The 16,224-nt window shown below is 54.4% G+C and carries 16 protein-coding genes; 4 read left to right on the forward strand and 12 right to left on the reverse strand.

Going from position 1 to position 16,224, the window contains the following annotated elements:
• Window positions 1–27 precede the first annotated feature (27 nt).
• Window positions 28–957: a protein translocase subunit SecF gene (gene secF, locus BJU60_RS14965; protein WP_083273981.1), complete on the reverse strand. Its 930-nt coding sequence runs from the start codon at window positions 955–957 to the stop codon at window positions 28–30.
• Entirely contained in the window at window positions 947–2,248 is a 1,302-nt protein-coding gene (gene secD, locus BJU60_RS14970) for a protein translocase subunit SecD (protein WP_083273982.1), read from the reverse strand. The genes secF and secD overlap by 11 nt, the downstream gene beginning before the upstream one ends.
• Window positions 2,249–2,466: 218 nt before the next feature.
• On the opposite strand from secD, the gene zupT reads away from it, so the two are divergent.
• Entirely contained in the window at window positions 2,467–3,327 is an 861-nt protein-coding gene (gene zupT, locus BJU60_RS04555; RefSeq protein WP_070327672.1) for a zinc transporter ZupT, read from the forward strand.
• Window positions 3,328–3,451: 124 nt separating this feature from the next.
• Here zupT and BJU60_RS04560 read toward each other — a convergent pair whose 3' ends face one another.
• Window positions 3,452–3,748 carry a hypothetical protein gene (locus tag BJU60_RS04560; protein WP_070327673.1) on the reverse strand — a complete coding sequence of 99 codons (297 nt, stop codon included), beginning with the start codon at window positions 3,746–3,748 and terminating at the stop codon, window positions 3,452–3,454.
• A 14-nt stretch (window positions 3,749–3,762) separates the two neighbouring features.
• Window positions 3,763–5,535: a methyl-accepting chemotaxis protein gene (locus tag BJU60_RS04565; RefSeq protein ID WP_070327674.1), complete on the reverse strand. Its 1,773-nt coding sequence runs from the start codon at window positions 5,533–5,535 to the stop codon at window positions 3,763–3,765.
• Window positions 5,536–5,711: 176 nt separating this feature from the next.
• Here BJU60_RS04565 and BJU60_RS04570 point away from each other — a divergent pair, with 176 nt between their 5' ends.
• The gene (locus BJU60_RS04570) at window positions 5,712–6,866 is read left to right on the forward strand and encodes an FAD-dependent oxidoreductase (protein WP_070327675.1); all 1,155 of its coding nucleotides are present in this window, start codon (window positions 5,712–5,714) and stop codon (window positions 6,864–6,866) included.
• Window positions 6,867–6,892: 26 nt separating this feature from the next.
• Here the strand turns inward: BJU60_RS04570 and yajC are convergent, their stop codons facing one another.
• From yajC to BJU60_RS04610, 8 genes are all read right to left on the reverse strand, one after another.
• On the reverse strand, window positions 6,893–7,171 hold the full coding sequence (yajC, locus tag BJU60_RS04575; protein ID WP_070327676.1) for a preprotein translocase subunit YajC: 279 nt from the start codon (window positions 7,169–7,171) through the stop codon (window positions 6,893–6,895).
• 82 nt (window positions 7,172–7,253) lie between these two features.
• Window positions 7,254–8,399 (reverse strand): tRNA guanosine(34) transglycosylase Tgt, encoded by a 1,146-nt coding sequence (tgt, locus tag BJU60_RS04580; RefSeq protein ID WP_070327677.1) that lies wholly within the window; start codon window positions 8,397–8,399, stop codon window positions 7,254–7,256.
• The gene (gene queA, locus BJU60_RS04585; RefSeq protein ID WP_083274023.1) at window positions 8,396–9,439 is read right to left on the reverse strand and encodes a tRNA preQ1(34) S-adenosylmethionine ribosyltransferase-isomerase QueA; all 1,044 of its coding nucleotides are present in this window, start codon (window positions 9,437–9,439) and stop codon (window positions 8,396–8,398) included. The genes tgt and queA overlap by 4 nt, the downstream gene beginning before the upstream one ends.
• A gap of 18 nt (window positions 9,440–9,457) precedes the next feature.
• Entirely contained in the window at window positions 9,458–10,453 is a 996-nt protein-coding gene (gene ruvB / locus BJU60_RS04590; RefSeq protein WP_070327679.1) for a Holliday junction branch migration DNA helicase RuvB, read from the reverse strand.
• A gap of 10 nt (window positions 10,454–10,463) precedes the next feature.
• Complete coding sequence (ruvA, locus tag BJU60_RS04595; RefSeq protein ID WP_070327680.1) at window positions 10,464–11,051, reverse strand: Holliday junction branch migration protein RuvA; 588 nt, start codon at window positions 11,049–11,051, stop codon at window positions 10,464–10,466.
• Window positions 11,052–11,135: 84 nt separating this feature from the next.
• On the reverse strand, window positions 11,136–12,215 hold the full coding sequence (gene nadA, locus BJU60_RS04600) for a quinolinate synthase NadA (RefSeq protein WP_070327681.1): 1,080 nt from the start codon (window positions 12,213–12,215) through the stop codon (window positions 11,136–11,138).
• Window positions 12,178–13,047 carry a carboxylating nicotinate-nucleotide diphosphorylase gene (gene nadC / locus BJU60_RS04605; RefSeq protein WP_070327682.1) on the reverse strand — a complete coding sequence of 290 codons (870 nt, stop codon included), beginning with the start codon at window positions 13,045–13,047 and terminating at the stop codon, window positions 12,178–12,180. Before nadC ends, nadA begins: the two co-directional genes overlap by 38 nt.
• Window positions 13,001–14,434 (reverse strand): L-aspartate oxidase, encoded by a 1,434-nt coding sequence (locus BJU60_RS04610; protein WP_254281637.1) that lies wholly within the window; start codon window positions 14,432–14,434, stop codon window positions 13,001–13,003. The genes nadC and BJU60_RS04610 overlap by 47 nt, the downstream gene beginning before the upstream one ends.
• Window positions 14,435–14,529: 95 nt before the next feature.
• Between BJU60_RS04610 and BJU60_RS04615 the strand changes: the two genes are divergently transcribed.
• Both BJU60_RS04615 and BJU60_RS04620 read left to right on the forward strand, forming a co-directional pair.
• Complete coding sequence (locus tag BJU60_RS04615) at window positions 14,530–15,660, forward strand: cysteine desulfurase family protein (RefSeq protein WP_254281638.1); 1,131 nt, start codon at window positions 14,530–14,532, stop codon at window positions 15,658–15,660.
• Entirely contained in the window at window positions 15,638–16,177 is a 540-nt protein-coding gene (locus BJU60_RS04620; protein WP_070327684.1) for a transcription repressor NadR, read from the forward strand. Before BJU60_RS04615 ends, BJU60_RS04620 begins: the two co-directional genes overlap by 23 nt.
• The last annotated feature ends 47 nt before the right edge of the window (window positions 16,178–16,224 follow it).

Below are 16,224 nucleotides of genomic sequence, written 5' to 3' on the forward strand. Positions count from 1 at the left end.
CTCCGAACGAATCGGAAGACCTTCTCATCACGCCTCAGGGGCGGGTGTGGCTTGTTTCTTTTTATTGATTGTTAATTTTTTGAGCATGAGCCAGAGGTATGACGCGATGAAGATCGATGAGTACATCCCCATGACAAGTCCGATGAGAAGCGCGACCGCGAAGCCGCGAATCGACTCGGCTCCGAAGATGTACAAAGCGAGCGCCGTCACGAGCACGGTGATGACCGTGTTGACCGAACGGACGATCGTCTCTTGAATCGACGTGTTGACGATGTCGCGGTAGACGTCCATCGACTTGATCTTCCGCTCTTTTTCGTACGCTTGAATATTCTCGCGCAACCGGTCGAACGTGACGATCGTATCGTTGACTGAGTACCCGATGATCGTCAAGATCGCGGCGACGAAGTACAAGTTGACTTCGATCCCAAAAATCGAGAACGCGACGATCATGAAGAACGCATCGTGTAGCATCGCGACGACGGTCGCGACCGCATATGAGAATTGGAACCGGAACGTGATGTAGAGAATGATCCCGAGCGACGCGAGGGCGACCGCATAGATGGCGTTACGGGCGATGTCGCGGCCGACTTCGGCTGAAACGGTACTAATATTCGGATCACTTCCAAACGTTTCCGTGAATACAGTCTTGACTGAAGCGACTTCATCCTGGCCGAGCTGACCGACGAACGTCACGTTCGCGAGCGACCCGCCATCGGCGTACTGAATCGAAGAAATCGACTCGTCGACGCCCGCTTCTGTAAAGGCGGCTTCAAGTTCTTGTTGTGACACTTGTGACCCGGTCTGCACTTCGACACGCGTCCCTGACGCGAAGTCGATTCCAAGGTTTAACCCTCGGAAGAACAAAATACCGAGACCGATGATAACGACGGCACACGAGATGATGAACAGCGTGCGCATATGTTTCACATAGTTTAATTCAGTGAGCTTAAAGTTCACGGATTTCACTCTCCTTCACACCAAACCAACCTTTACGTTTGTCGAACAAGCGACTAGCGACGAGGAGGTGCATCAAATAACGTGAGATGAAGACGTTCGAGATGAACGTCATCGCAATTGAGATCATGAGCATGATGGCGAACCCTCGGACCGAGCTTGTCCCAAAGTAGAACAACACAGCGGCTGAGATGAGCGTCGTCAAGTTGGCATCGATGATCGTACTGAGCGAACGGCGGTTACCGGCGCGGAACGCCGACAGTACCGACTTGCCTGAACGAAGCTCGTCTTTAATCCGCTCGGCCGTGATGATGTTCGCGTCAACTGCCATCCCGACCCCGAGGACGAGAGCGGCAATCCCTGGCAGCGTCAAGACAGCGTTGATGCCGTTGAAGAACAACATGATCAAATTGATATACAAGATGAGCGTGATGATCGAGACGAGTCCAGGTAAACGATAGAAGAACAGCATGAACAATAAGACAGCTGCAATCCCGATGAGCGAAGCGAAGACAGTCTTATCGAGCGCGTCTTGTCCGAACTGGGCTGATACTGACGTCGAGTAAATCTCTTCAAGCTTGACTGGAAGCGCGCCGGCGTTCAAAATGTCGGCTAAGCGTTGTCCGCTTTCAGCATCGATATCGCCGCCCGAAATGATCGCTTTGTCAGATAGAATTGGTCCGTTGACCGAAGCATCTGAGACGATCTTCGAGTTCTCTTTTTGAATCTCTTCTTCATATGAATCGCCTTCTTCAAAGTCTAACCAGATGACGAGACGGTTCTCTGGGGCTGGACGCTCTGCGATTTGCGACGTCACTTCGCCGAACTGTTCCGCTGACTGAAGCGTCAACTCGACGACCGGGTTCCCTTGTTGGTCATAACTGATAGCAGCGCCTCGCGGTGCGAGGTCTTTCCCATCGAGCAAGACGTTGTCATCGATGTCACGGAACGTGAGCTGCGCTGTCGACGACAGCACTTCCCGCGCATCGTTCTGGTTCGATACGCCCGCGAGTTGGACGCGGATGCGATTCTCGTCTTCGATCCGGATATCCGGTTCAGAGACACCTAAGACGTTGACACGGTTGTTGATAGCGCGAACGGTTGCATTCATCGCCGATTGGTCGATGACGTCGCCGTCCTCGAGTGGCTGGACTTCGTACAGCACTTCAAACCCGCCTTTTAAGTCGAGTCCAAGGTTCGTGTTCTTGACGACCCATGGCGTCGTGAACACGGCGAGCAAGATCGTCGTGATCATGATGACCGCAAAAATCGCGATATTCCCTTTTTTGTACATACGGCTATTTCCTTTCTAGATACGTGTTCTATATAAAACTTCTCCCGTTAACATTACAAATATTCTAAACATTTATCAATCATTTTCCTAAAATTGTAACACCAACCTCGAGATTTTCTGGCTTTTTTGCCCGAACGACTAAAAGTTGCATTAGGGCAAAACTTACGTTATGCTATGATTATCGAAAATATATTACGTTTACAAAGGAGTCCTCTACAATGGATAGTACAATTGTTTTCGCCTTTTTGTTGACACTATTCGCTGGGCTCGCGACCGGGATCGGAAGCATGATTGCCTTCTTCGCGAAGCGGACGAACACAGCCTTTCTGTCAATCTCGCTCGGCTTCTCGGCTGGGGTCATGATTTACGTCTCGTTCATTGAGATCTTCCCGAAAGCGCTTGTCGAACTCGTCGGTGCCCACGGGGAAAAGGCCGGCACAATTTATACCGTGCTCGCATTTTTTGGAGGGATGCTCCTGATCGCGTTAATCGATAAGTTGATCCCTTCCCCTGAAAACCCGCATGAAGTCAAGTTCGTCGAGACGATGCAAAACGACCCATCGTCTCAAGAACTGGCCACGACCGCAACTAAGGATGAGCCCGCTCCGCTAAATCAGGAGACGAAGCAACGGCTTCACAAAATGGGTCTGTTCATGGCGCTCGCCATCACGATTCATAACTTCCCTGAAGGACTGGCCACGTTCATCTCCGCGCTCGATGATCCGGCCGTCGGTATCGCCATCGCGATTGCCATCGCCTTGCACAATATTCCGGAAGGGATTGCCGTGTCGGTGCCGATTTACTACGCGACCGGCTCGCGGAAGAAAGCGTTAAAACTCTCGTTCCTGTCAGGTCTAGCGGAACCGGTCGGTGCCATCGTCGGCTTCTTGATTTTGATGCCATTCTTGAACGATACGATCTTCGGTTTGTTGTTCGCATCAGTCGGTGGGATCATGGTATTCATCTCGCTCGACGAACTGTTACCAGCCGCCCGTGAATACGGCCGGGCCCATCACTCGATTTACGGCATGGTCGCCGGAATGATGGTCATGGCAGCGAGCCTCGTTCTTTTAATGTAACGAAGACATGTGTCAATCTATGCACCTATCAATAAAGAGGTCGTTGAAACGGATTATCCGTCTCAATGACCTCTTTTCATTTCATAGATAGTAGTTCACTTAAGATGATTTTGTTCTCTACTCATCATTCAGAGTTTTTCTTCTTAAAAATTTCTAGCGCTTCAAAAAAAGCGATTCCTGTCAGCAATGAAATGTTTTTAAGGTTTAATACATTATTTTCAATCCAAATTTGTGCTAAAGATTCTCCACAACTTGCTCGAATCATCTCATCCGTGCCTTCATCATTTGCGACGGTCAACAATGCAATCTCTACTGCTTCGTTGTTTGAAATAAAACCCAAATCGATAGCAGCATCGTCTCTTTCTGCATCACTTGCTGTCTTGTCTACTAATATCCCGATTAAATTGCTCGTATTGTCCACACTTAAACCCCTTTTCAATGCGGTGTAGAAGTCTTGAACAAGTGGACGAGATCTTTCAACTCGACCGACATATGGCTCATCGTCTCGGCGATGCCATTGATTTCTTGAATCGCGGCGAGCTGTTCTTCCACGTTCGCCCCCGCTTCTTCGACACTGCGTTGCGTCGAGACCGCGTTCGTCGACATGTCCTCGACCGAGACCGCGACTTCGGTCGTATTCGCACTGACTTCCTCTGTCGCTGCGGCAATTTCACTCATCTGACGCGATGTCTCTTGAATGACCGATACGATTTCACGGAACGCCCCGGCGACTTCACCCATTTGGGCGACGCCGTTCGTCACATGCCCGCTCGTCACGTCAAACGCCGCCTCAACTTGTTTCGTGTCCCGTTGGATATCGACGACGACCGCTTGAATCTTCTTAGCCGATTGTTTCGACTCTTCGGCGAGTTTTCGGACTTCGGCGGCGACGACCGCGAATCCTTTTCCATGCTCGCCGGCCCGCGCTGCCTCGATGGCGGCGTTCAAAGCGAGCAAGTTCGTCTGTTCGGTGATGGCCGTGATCGACCGGGTAATCTTTTCAATCTCAAGCGATTGGTTCGAAAGACGTTCGACCATCTGTTGGGTCAGATCGTTGGCCCGTTGAATTTCTTGCATCTGACTCTCGGCCAACTGAATCGTCTCAAGTCCGCCGCTCGCAGCCTCAAGTGTATGAATCGTCTGTTCATTCACACCTTGGGAGGCGGCAGCGATTTGATTCAAGCCGGTGACGGCCTGATTGACGCCAGACGTCCCTTCCTCGGCGCGCTTGGCCGACACTTGGGCCGCGATATTCATGTCTTCGAACAGTCCAGCCACGCCTTGGGTCGTCGTCGCGACGTGGTCCGTGCTCGCGTATAGCTCTTCCGAATACGCCGTCACTTTATCCGAGGCCGCGCCGACCTGGCGGATCAACCCGACGAGGTTGCGTTTCATCTCGTTAAAGGCCGTCACGAGATCACCAAGCTCATCATTCGATTTGACGACGATGTCTTCCCCGGTCAAATCCCCTTCCGCGACGACTCGTGCTTCACGGACGAGACGGTTGATCGGTGTTAAGAACAGTTTCTGGAGCGCATAGAGCGACAACAGCCCGATGGCGACACCGATGATACTGATGATGATCATCCAGACGATCGAGGTGCCGGCGTTTGCTTGTACCGCTGCCGTCTCTTCGTCCAACATTTCCGCTTGATGGGCGACGAGATCGGTAACCGTCATCCGGACCCGATCGGTCGTCGGGGTCACGCTCGTGTTGAGTACCGTCTTGTACCCGATCTCATCTTGTTGTTGGCGCAGTTCGATGGCACGTGCCATCTCGGTGTCGAGCAGTTGATTAAACTTCTCTAGATCCCCAAGCCAGCTGAGCACTTTGTCGTCAGATGAAGACTTTTTAAGTGCATCCATCAATTCGTCGCGCTTTTGTTGCGACGCTTCTAAACTGATCAGCGTCTTCGGGTTCGAGACGAGTAAATAATAATTCAAGTAGCGCTCGGCATCAGTGACGGTCAACGCCAAATCTTCGGCGATCAACATGTCACGGAGACCTTCGTTCAACACCCGATCGTACTCAGCAGTGGCCTTTTGCAATTGATAAGAACCGAGCGCACCGACGAGGAGCAAGGCAATGATTGTCGGCACGAGCGCGATCGCCATCTTCCGTCGCATCGATGAACGGCCTTTCGTTTGTTTGACGCGAGCCCAACCTTGCCAATTTTTGATTGGTTGTAATAATCGTTTAACGTCCATGTCCGTTTCCTCATTTCCAATTTCTTCTCAACTTGACATTAATGCAAACGTTTTCACTAATCAATTTGATTTTTGGAAATGAGGTCGATGATTCGACGGATTGATGAAGTTTGACAAAAAGCAGACATTTACTCTATGATACAAATCGTAACTATTACTATTTAAGAGGTGGAAGCATGACTGATCTGTCAACACGGGTATTAATCATCGGCGCCGGCGTTCACGGTATGACCCTCGCTGTATCTTATTTAGAACAAGGCGGTGCGTTAGAAGAGCTTCTGCTAATTGACGCTCACGATCAACTACTCAAGAACTGGAAGTCCCAAACCGCTCATATTGAAATGTCACATTTGCGCTCGACGCGCGTCCATCATATATCGTCTAATCCATACGCGTTGAAACAGTTCGCGGCGGCGAACGACTATGGCTCTTATCATTTCAAGGATACGTTCGGCCGACCGTCTTTAGCGTTGTTCAACGATCACTGTGATCAAGTGATTGCGGACTTTAATCTTCGTTCTCGTTTTTTAGGCAATCAACCCGTCTCCTCGATTAAACGGTCCGGCAACGTCTACGAAGTGACGACATCGACTCGACGGATTACCGCCGAGACAGTCATCGTTTCGACCGGTCAATCGAGCTCGATGCATCTACCGGGCTTTGCGGACATCCCGACATGCCGACACGTCTTTTCAGTTAACGATCAACCGGAACAATCGAACGTTACCGTCGTCGGCGGCGGGATCACGGCGTTACATTATACGGTATCGCGTCATAGTAAAGGCCATGACGTCACGCTCGTCACGAAGCGCCCGCTCGAGGTGAGCCAGTTCGACGCCGACCGCAGTTTCATGGGTCCAAAGGGGTTACGCGCTTTTCATCAGTTGGAAGAAAATTGGATTGAGAAACGTGACTTCGTCAAACAAGAACGAAAGCCTGGGACGTCCCCGAACGACCTCGTCTTAAAAGTGAAGCGGCTCGTGCAACTTGGTGAAATCCGACACATCATTGGAGAAGCGGTCCGTGACGGTGACCAGTTATTCGTCGACGGGATTGCGTTGCCGTCTGACGAGATCGTTTGCTGCACGGGGATCCGCCCGCTCCATCCGAAAGAGACGTTTTTACGGCCGCTCATGGAGCAGCTCGACTTACCGCTCACCCCATGCGGCACACCGGTACTCGATGCCTCACTCGCTTGGACAGACAACTTCTACATGACTGGCGCTTACGCCGACTTGATCGTCGGCCCGTTCGCTCGTGCCATTTACGGCGGGCAAGAAGGAGCTCGTCGTATCATTCCTCGCCTATTACCCGCACGAAAAAACGCCTGACCATATACTGGTCAGGCGTCATTTGCTTACTCAGCGAATGAAGAGTTTCCTTTTTTCGTCACTTCAGCAATCGCACTGCGATTGAACTTGAGAAGTGCTTGGTCGCATTTCAATGTGACTTCTGTGTCTTCGATCTGATGGACGACACCGTGAAGGCCGCCAATCGTCACGACATGATCGCCACGCTCAAGCGCATTTTGCATCGTTTGTACTTGCTTTTGTCGCTTCGTCTGTGGACGGATCAACAAGAAGTAGAACACGACGAAAATAAGGATCATCGGTAATAGTGCTACGAGAGTTTCCATTTGTAGAATTCACCCTTTCCTTCAATATCAGGTTCATTATACCGTGAAACCGATTCGTTGTCACATAATCGCTGTCAGAGAATTAGAAATTCTTGGCGTTCGGTTTGTTATATCCATATTCTTCGAAGTACTCTTCTTTGAAATCGAGCAGACGGTCTTCGCGGATCGCTTGACGGACTTGTTCCATCAAATTCACGAGGAAATGAAGGTTATGCGTCGAGCAAAGGTGGAGACCGAACATCTCATCGGCACGGATCAAATGGTGCACGTATGCCCGTGAATAGTTCTTACACGTATAGCAATCGCACTTCTCATCGATTGGGCCAAAGTCCGTCTTATGTTTCGCGTGTTTGATCGTCACGCGACCTTTAGACGTCATGAGCGTGCCGTTACGGGCGATCCGTGTCGGCAAGACGCAGTCGAACATGTCGATCCCGCGAATCGAACCTTCGATCAACGCATCCGGTGATCCGACGCCCATCAAGTAGCGCGGCTTATCTTCCGGCATGAACGGTGTCGTGAACTCAAGCGCCCGATACATGACGTCTTTCGGTTCGCCGACCGACAAACCGCCGACCGCATAACCCGGGAAATCGAGTGAGACGAGGTCTTCGGCGCTCTGACGGCGAAGGTCTTCGTACTCGCCACCTTGGATGATGCCGAACAGCGCCTGGTCCTCCGGACGTTCGTGCGCCGCGAGGCAACGTTCGGCCCAACGGCTTGTCCGCTCGACTGACTTCTTCATGTATTCATGCGTCGCCGGGAACGGCGGGCACTCATCGAACGCCATCATAATGTCCGCACCGAGCGCGTTTTGGATTTCCATCGCCTTCTCTGGTGACAAGAACAACTTGTCCCCGTTCAAATGGTTACGGAAATGGACGCCTTCTTCTTGAATGTTACGCAGGTCAGCGAGTGAGAACACTTGGAAGCCGCCTGAGTCCGTCAAGATCGCGCCGTCCCAGTTCATGAACTTGTGAAGTCCGCCCGCTTGCTTGACGACCTCGTGTCCGGGACGAATCCATAGGTGGTACGTGTTCGATAAGATGATGTTCGCACCCATCGCTTTCACTTGTTCAGGTGCCATCGTCTTGACGCTCGCCTGCGTGCCGACCGGCATGAAGACAGGCGTCTCGAACGAGCCGTGCGGCGTATGGACGATCCCGTGCCGCGCTCCTGATTGTTTACACGTGTGGATGTGTTCGTATGTGACTGCATGTTTGGTCATTTGTTTTCTTCCTTCCTCGTAATGAGCATCGCGTCTCCAAAGCTGAAGAAGCGGTATTCGTTTTCCACCGCGGTCCGGTAGGCGTGTAAGATGATGTCGCGTGACGCGAACGCCGAGACGAGCATGACGAGCGTTGACTTCGGCAGATGGAAGTTCGTGATCAGTCCATCGATCGCCTTCAACTCGACGCCCGGGTAAATAAAGATGTCCGTCCAGCCCGATGACTCGACGAAATCCCCGTGATCGCGCATGATCGTCTCGAGCGTCCGTGTCGACGTCGTCCCGACCGCGAAGACGCGGCCTCCGCTCGCGCGGACGTCACGGAGCGCCCGTGCCGATTGCTCGGACAGTTCAAAGTACTCGCTATGCATCGTATGCTCTTCGATCGTATCGGCCGTGACCGGGCGGAACGTCCCGAGCCCGACGTGAAGCGTGAGCGGGATCAAGTTGACCCCTTTCGCCTGGGCGGCCTCGAGCAATTCTTCTGTGAAATGAAGACCTGCCGTCGGTGCGGCCGCACTGCCGCGTTCGCGGGCGTAGACGGTCTGGTAGCGGTCTTGATCGTCAAGCTGTTCGCGGATGTAAGGCGGGAGCGGCATCGTGCCGAGCTCGTCTAAAATCTCATAGAAGATCCCGTCATACTCGAACTTGAAGCGGCGTCCGCCTTCCGGGAGCTCTTCGACGCATTCGGCCCGGAGCAATCCGTTCCCGAATTCGACGATGGCGCCGACGCGGACTTTCTTCGCCGGTTTGACGAGCGCTTCCCAGACGTCATCTTCGGTCTGCTTCAAGAGCAGCAGCTCGACTTTGCCGCCCGTCTCTTGCTTCGCCCCGAACAGACGGGCCGGCAAGACACGTGAATCGTTGACGACGAGCGCGTCGCCTGCTTGTAAATAGTCGAGCACGTCACGGAAGTGGCGGTGCTCGATGTCACCTGTGTCCCGGTCGAGGACGAGCAAACGTGAGCTCGTCCGATCAAGGAGCGGGACTTGGGCGATCAGTTCTTCTGGCAAGTCAAAATCATAGTCGTTTACGTTCAATTGAATATCTTGCATCATTTACCCCTCTTCGTATCCAAAATGCGTCTTAGCGTATTGTGTGATCATGCGTCCTCGCGGTGTCCGCTGGAGGAAGCCTTGTTGTAACAAGTATGGTTCGTAGACGTCCTCGATCGTCTGGGCGTCTTCACCGATTGTCGCGGCGAGCGTCTCGAGCCCGACCGGACCGCCGCCGAACCGTTCGACCATGGCCCGCAAGAGCCGATGATCGACCTCGTCGAGCCCGAGGGCGTCGACGTGCAGGCGATCGAGCGCACTCGATGCCATGGCTGGGTCGATTTCTTTCGTCCCTTCCACTTGCGCGAAGTCACGGACACGACGCAACAGCCGGTTGGCGATCCGTGGCGTCCCGCGCGCGCGTTTGGCGATCGCGCCGCTCGCTTCCGGTGAGATCGACAGACGGAACAGTTGGGCCGTCCGGCTGACGATGGCCGCGAGTTCGTGCGCTTCGTAATACTCGAGCTTGAGCGTCACCCCGAAACGGTCACGGAGCGGGGCCGACAACATGCCGGCCCGTGTCGTCGCGCCGACGAGCGTGAACGGTGGCAAGTCGATGCGGACGCTGCGCGCCATCTCGCCTTGTCCGTAGACGATATCAAGGCAGTAGTCTTCCATCGCCGGATACAGGATCTCTTCAATCGTCCGGCTGAGCCGATGGATCTCGTCAATAAACAGGACGTCCCCCGGCTCGAGCGTCGACAGGATCGCTGCTAAGTCACCTGGGCGTTCGATGGCGGGACCGGCTGTCGTCTTGATGCCGACACCCATCTCGTTGGCGATAATTTGCGCGAGCGTCGTCTTCCCTAGACCAGGTGGCCCGTAAAGGAGGACGTGGTCGAGCGTCTCGCTTCGCATTTTTGCCGCTTGGATAAAGACGGATAAGTTCCCTTTCGCCTTCTCTTGTCCGATATACTGCTCGAACCGTTGCGGACGCAGGCTCCACTCTTCAGAGTCTTCATACTGTTGGTGGGATTGTGACAACAATCGTTCGTCCATAGGTTCCTCCTTATTTCAACAACAATTGCAGGGCGCGCTTTATGTAAGCGTCTGTCGTCAATATTTCTGAATTCAGTTCTTTGCGGACACGTGTGATTTCACGTTCCGAATAACCGAGGGCGGCGAGCGCTTCACACGCTTCGTCAAGTTCTGACGAGCCTTGTGCGAACAGGCCTGTGTTCGGCACATAGTCCGGTGCGAGCTCTGACAACTTCCCTTTTAAATCGAGCGCCATTTGTTTGGCCGTCTTCTTGCCGACGCCCGGGAACTTCATCAAGTACTTCTCGTTCTCGGTCTCGATCGCGTCAATCAACGCGTCCATGTCGCCCGAGGCGACGATGGCGAGCGCGCCTTTCGGTCCGATGCCGTTGACGCCGAGCAGTTTATTGAACAGTTCCCGCTCCCGGCGTGACCGGAAACCGTACAGCGTCTGTTGATCTTCTCTGACGTAATGGTGCGTAAACACGATTACATGTTCGTCTTGTTCACGATAAAAAAACGGGTTAGGCACATGTACTTTGTAGCCGACGCCCGAAACATCCAACGTTATATATTCCGCACACACGTAGGCGACGGATCCTTTTACGAATTCAATCACTTTGTTATCTCCTCTTCATAGGAAAACTGCATTCATTGTACCATAGAAAACGTCGTGAAAAAAGGACAGGCGATCGCCTGTCCGTTATCTCGCTAACATCCGCTCAAGGGCGAGCGTTGCCCATTTCGTCGTTTCCTCATCGACACGAATGATGTTGACCGGATCCGTCTCGAGCGACTCGAGCGCCCACAACAGATGCGGCAAATCGATGCGGTTCATCGTCAGACACGGACACATGTACGGGTTGAGGGAGACGATGTCTTGCTCGGGATGCGTCATTGCTAGTCGATTGACCAAGTTCATCTCCGTCCCGACGGCCCACTTCGTCCCCGGAGCGCTCGCCTCGATCTGGTCGATGATGTAGGATGTCGACCCGGCCTCGTCCGCCGCCTGCACGACGTCAAACGTACACTCGGGATGGACGATGATGCGTCGTTCCGGGTCATGCTTCCGCAACGCCTCGATTTGGGCGACATTGAACTTCTCGTGGACCGAACAATGCCCTTTCCAGAGGATGACCCGTACGTCTTCGATGTCGCCCTCGTAGTCGAGACGCTCACGAAGCGGGTCCCAGACGGCCATCGCCGCCAGCGGCACACCGAGATCAAACGCCGTGTTGCGCCCTAAGTGTTGATCTGGCAAGAACATAATCCGTTCGCCAGTCTCGAGCGCCCAACGGACGATGTCGTTTGCGTTTGACGACGTGACGGTCGCGCCGCCGTTCTTTCCGACGAACGCCTTGATGGCTGCCGTCGAATTGACATACGTGATCGGGATGATGTCGTCACCGAACAAGTCGGTCAATTCCTCCCAAGCAATCTCGGTCTGGTCGATATCGGCCATATCTGCCATCGAACAACCGGCCCGCATGTCCGGCAAGATGACGAGTTGGTCGTCGCGTGTCAGCATGTCGGCCGTCTCGGCCATGAAATGGACGCCGCAAAAGACGATAAACTCGGCCCCATTCATTTGTTCGGCGAGTCGTGCGAGCTGGAGCGAATCTCCGGTCGCGTCCGCGAACTGGACGACCTCATCCTTTTGATAGTGATGTGCCGGTAGAAACAGCCGGCTGCCGAGCCGTGCTTTAATGGCTTCGATCCGAGCTTCCATCTGTTCGATCGTCATATTAGCGTATTGCGCTGGCATCGTTCCGAGTAACTGCATATTTGACCCCGCCTTTAAGATTTAAGCTGCAATCGAGAGCCGTCACCGAATGCGTCAACTGTCCGACCGAGATGACGTCGACGCCCGTCCCGCGGTAGGCGGCGATCGTGTCGACGGTGATCCCGCCCGACGCTTCCGTCGTGATGTGGGACGGCACGAGCGCAACCCACGCCTTCAACTCTTCCGGTGACCGGTTATCGAGCATGATGATGTCAGGACTTGCCACGATCGCCTCACGCAACTGCTCGATCGTCTCGACCTCGACTTCGATCGGTGTCGTGTGCCCGTTTTGAGCTCTCGCCGTTTCGATGGCCCGCGTGATGCCCCCGAGTGCCGCAATGTGGTTGTCTTTGATCATGACGGCATCGTCGAGACGCAGCCGATGGTTGTACCCCCCACCACATCGAACGGCGTATTTTTCAAGCATCCGCAGTCCCGGCGTCGTCTTCCGCGTGTCGGTGACCCGGATCGATGGGTCGGCGAGCGCCTCGACACAGCGCCTTGTCAGCGTGGCGATGCCGCACATATGTTGCACGAGGTTGAGCAGTATCCGTTCCGTCTCGAGGATCGTCCGCGTCTTACCGCGCAAAGCGAACATGACGTCCCCTTTTTTCAAATCCGTCCCATCGTCACGGCACTGTTCGACGACGAGCCGTTGCATCGCCGCGAGTTCCATCACGACGTCAACACCGGCGAAGACCCCGTCCGCCTTGGCGGTGACGACGGCTGTCGCCACGTCGATCGGGTCGATGAGCGCGCTCGAGGCGTCTCCAAATCCGATATCCTCATTTAGAAATTGTGTGAGCTGTTCGCGCAGTAATGTTCTGTTCATGGAACTCCTCCGTTCTCATAAAGGCGCGTGCTAAAATCCGGCCCGCCTCAAGTTGTAATGTTCGTTCTGCCAATTGTCTTGTCACGTGTTTCGTCCGTGCCAGTTGTTGGGTATTTTCTAAGAAACTTCTCATTTCTCCAAACCCAGGCGAGATTGTCAGCCAGTTGCCTAATCGCTGACGATAAGCTTGAAACGTCTCCTTCGATAACTCATAAGCGGTCACTTCAGTCACCGTGAACGGCCCTTCTTCAAGTCGCACCGATGCGGCGACACGCTTTCCGAACACCCAGCATTCAAGTAGTGAATTCGACGCCAAGCGATTCATCCCGTGAACACCCGTGTCGGCGACTTCACCGACCGCGTAAAGCCCGGCCACACCCGTCGACCCGGTTTCATCGACCCGCACCCCGCCCATATGAAAATGCAGACCCGGCCGGACCGGGATGCGAGCGACGTCGATCCGTTCGGCCTGACACGTCGCCCACAATTTCGGGAACCGGGCCGCAATGTCTTTGACGCGACTCGTATCGAGATAGACCGGGCCGCAGTGACGCGTGAGCACGGCCGCCACTTCATCACGGGGCGCCAGACTGCCTAGCGGATGGTGCCGCATCACGTGACACCCGTCCTCATCGACGAGTTCCGCGCCCGCACCTCGTAGCGCCTCGGTCACGAGGTGCGGCGTCTCGACCGCTAGCAGTGTCGGATGAAACTGGATCTCGGTCAAGTTGGAAAGTTCGGCACCGGCAGCGCTCGCCAAGACGAGTCCATCCCCCGTCACGGCCCGACAGTTCGACGTCCAATCGACGAGCCCGCCGATGCCACCTGTCGCCAAGACGACCGCGCCCGCTTGAATATGGATTCGTTCGTCACCTTGGAAACCGGTCGCACCGACGACTCGGCCGCCCGTTTTTGTCAGTCCGTCGATCAAGACGTGTTCCATCACTTCAACGTTTTGCGGGAGCCGTTCCCGTAACGCGGTCATCACATGACGTCCGGTCTCGTCACCTCCGACGTGGTAGATCCGATGTTTCCCGTGGGCGCCTTCTCGGCCGATCTTATACCCGGACTCGTCCCGGTCGAACGCGACACCGAACCGCTCCATCTCTGAAACGACACCACGGCCGTCCTCGACGAGCGTGACGACCCGGTCCGCTTGCGCCGTCATCTTGGAAGCGACGAGCGTATCGTGTGCGTGATCGAGACTCGACGGCTCCAAATATGAACTCGCGATCCCGCCTTGGGCGAGGTCAGAGTTCGAGGCGGTCACGTCACGTTTTGAGACGAGGAGGATGCGGTACGTCTCCGGCAAATGGAGTGCCACCGTGACCCCGGCCAACCCCGCCCCGATAATCAAAACATCGACTTGTTTTAACTGTAAAGACATCTGTATATCACCTGTATTTCATATGTAATGTTGACTTGTAAACTAGTTTCGCATAATTTTGTGAAGAAGACAACATGAGAAAAGGGGATACTTCGATGAACGGTTACTTTGACTACGCGGCGACACACCCGATGACCCAAGCCGCCCTTGACCATTACGTCGCCATGGCCAAAGGCGTCCCCGGCAATCCCTCGTCGCTTCATACGCATGGGTTCATAGCCGAGGACTATTTGACAGAGGCGCGCCGGCTCGTCAAGCAGGCGCTCGGTCTCGATATGCTGAGAGGGAAGCTGTTGTTTACCGGGAGCGGCTCGGAAAGCAATTACATCGCGCTGACGAGTCTGCGCAAACGCATGAAAGGCAGCGAGGTCATCACGTCCTGGCAAGAGCACGACTCGGTCTCGCTCCTACTCGACGAGTGGGAAGCTGAAGGTGTGATCGTCCATCGCCTCAAGCTGAAAGACGGCCAGTTCGACCACGACAAGTTCCTCCACTTGCTCGATCGTGATATCGGACTCGTCACGTTTCAGCACGTCAACTCCGACACCGGCTGGGTTTTGCCGCTCCATAACATCCTCTGTAAACTTAAATATAAGAAAGTACTGCTCCATATCGACGGAGTACAAGCGCTCGGAAAAATACCGGTCTCGGTCGACGGGATCGACGCTTACTCGTTCAGCGCCCATAAAGTCGGCGGGCCGAAAGGGGTCGGCGGTCTCTATATGGAACGTCTATTGCCTCCCCCCTACTACCCGGGTCACCATCAGTACGGCATCCGTCCCGGGACGATCGACGTGCCCGGCATCTCTGCGTTCGTCAAGGCGTTCACCAATCGGCACGAGAATCGGACACGTCACGAAAGAAATTTCTTAGCGTTTCGTGCTATCTTGAAAGAGAAGACATCGTCACATGTTGACTGGCTCGAGTTCGACGACCAAAGTCCGGCCATCCTCTCATTCGTCTCGGACAAACGAGACGGCCAATGGTGGATGACCGAACTCGACGCACTCGGCTTCCAAGTGTCGGCCGGCTCGGCTTGCCGGGCCGGTCAAAACGGACCGAACCGCATGCTCGAATCACTCGGCTATGAGACGAGCGCCTGCCACGGGCTCGTCCGAATTTCCTTCGGCGAACAGACAACCGCCGAAGCCACGGCGGCACTCGCCGATGCCATCGTCACTTTAGCAAGGAGAGTTGAACACCATGAACAAACGTTTAGCCGGTGAAGAACGCCGGCGCACTTTATTGGAATTGATTGAAGCGAGTACGGAACCGATCACCGGTTCCGAGCTCGCCCGCCGCGTCGCGGTCAGCCGCCAAGTCATCGTCCAAGACTTGTCGCTCTTGAAGGCGAAAGGCCACCAAATCGTCGCGACCGCCCGCGGCTACGTCTATCTACCCGGCGAGGCGTCACCGTCCGCCTACACACGAAAAGTCGTCTGTCGGCACGAAGCCGAGGACATGGAAGCCGAGATGAACGCCATCGTCGACGAAGGTGTCACGATTCGTGACGTCATCATCGACCACCCCGTCTACGGGTCGTTGACTGGTCAGCTGATGGTGAAGAGCCGGCGCGACGTTCGAGCCTTCCTCGAACGCGTCGAGGCCAACCAGGCTGCCCCACTGTCCCATTTGACAGGTGGGCTGCACATTCACACGCTCGAAGCCGACAGTGCGGACGCGATTGATGCCGCCGTCTCTGAACTTGAGCGCCTCGGCGTGCTCGTTTCCGAACTCGACTAAAAGATGTCACGCCTTTGTGACATCTTTTCTTTTGCTTTCCTAGTTTG

Origin of the sequence: Exiguobacterium aurantiacum, from assembly GCF_001766415.1 — a bacterium.
GTDB lineage: Bacteria > Bacillota > Bacilli > Exiguobacteriales > Exiguobacteriaceae > Exiguobacterium > Exiguobacterium aurantiacum_A.

Coding starts and splice junctions, on each gene's coding strand:
- yajC (WP_070327676.1), bottom strand. CDS start 7,171: ATGGAAACTCTCGTAGCACTATTACCGATGATCCTTATTTTCGTCGTG.
- BJU60_RS04565 (WP_070327674.1), bottom strand. CDS start 5,535: ATGGACGTTAAACGATTATTACAACCAATCAAAAATTGGCAAGGTTGG.
- nadC (WP_070327682.1), bottom strand. CDS start 13,047: ATGAACAGAACATTACTGCGCGAACAGCTCACACAATTTCTAAATGAG.
- ruvB (WP_070327679.1), bottom strand. CDS start 10,453: ATGGACGAACGATTGTTGTCACAATCCCACCAACAGTATGAAGACTCT.
- secD (WP_083273982.1), bottom strand. CDS start 2,248: ATGTACAAAAAAGGGAATATCGCGATTTTTGCGGTCATCATGATCACG.
- tgt (WP_070327677.1), bottom strand. CDS start 8,399: ATGACCAAACATGCAGTCACATACGAACACATCCACACGTGTAAACAA.
- BJU60_RS04620 (WP_070327684.1), top strand. CDS start 15,638: ATGAACAAACGTTTAGCCGGTGAAGAACGCCGGCGCACTTTATTGGAA.
- nadA (WP_070327681.1), bottom strand. CDS start 12,215: ATGCAGTTACTCGGAACGATGCCAGCGCAATACGCTAATATGACGATC.
- BJU60_RS04610 (WP_254281637.1), bottom strand. CDS start 14,434: ATGTCTTTACAGTTAAAACAAGTCGATGTTTTGATTATCGGGGCGGGG.
- BJU60_RS04570 (WP_070327675.1), top strand. CDS start 5,712: ATGACTGATCTGTCAACACGGGTATTAATCATCGGCGCCGGCGTTCAC.
- zupT (WP_070327672.1), top strand. CDS start 2,467: ATGGATAGTACAATTGTTTTCGCCTTTTTGTTGACACTATTCGCTGGG.
- BJU60_RS04615 (WP_254281638.1), top strand. CDS start 14,530: ATGAACGGTTACTTTGACTACGCGGCGACACACCCGATGACCCAAGCC.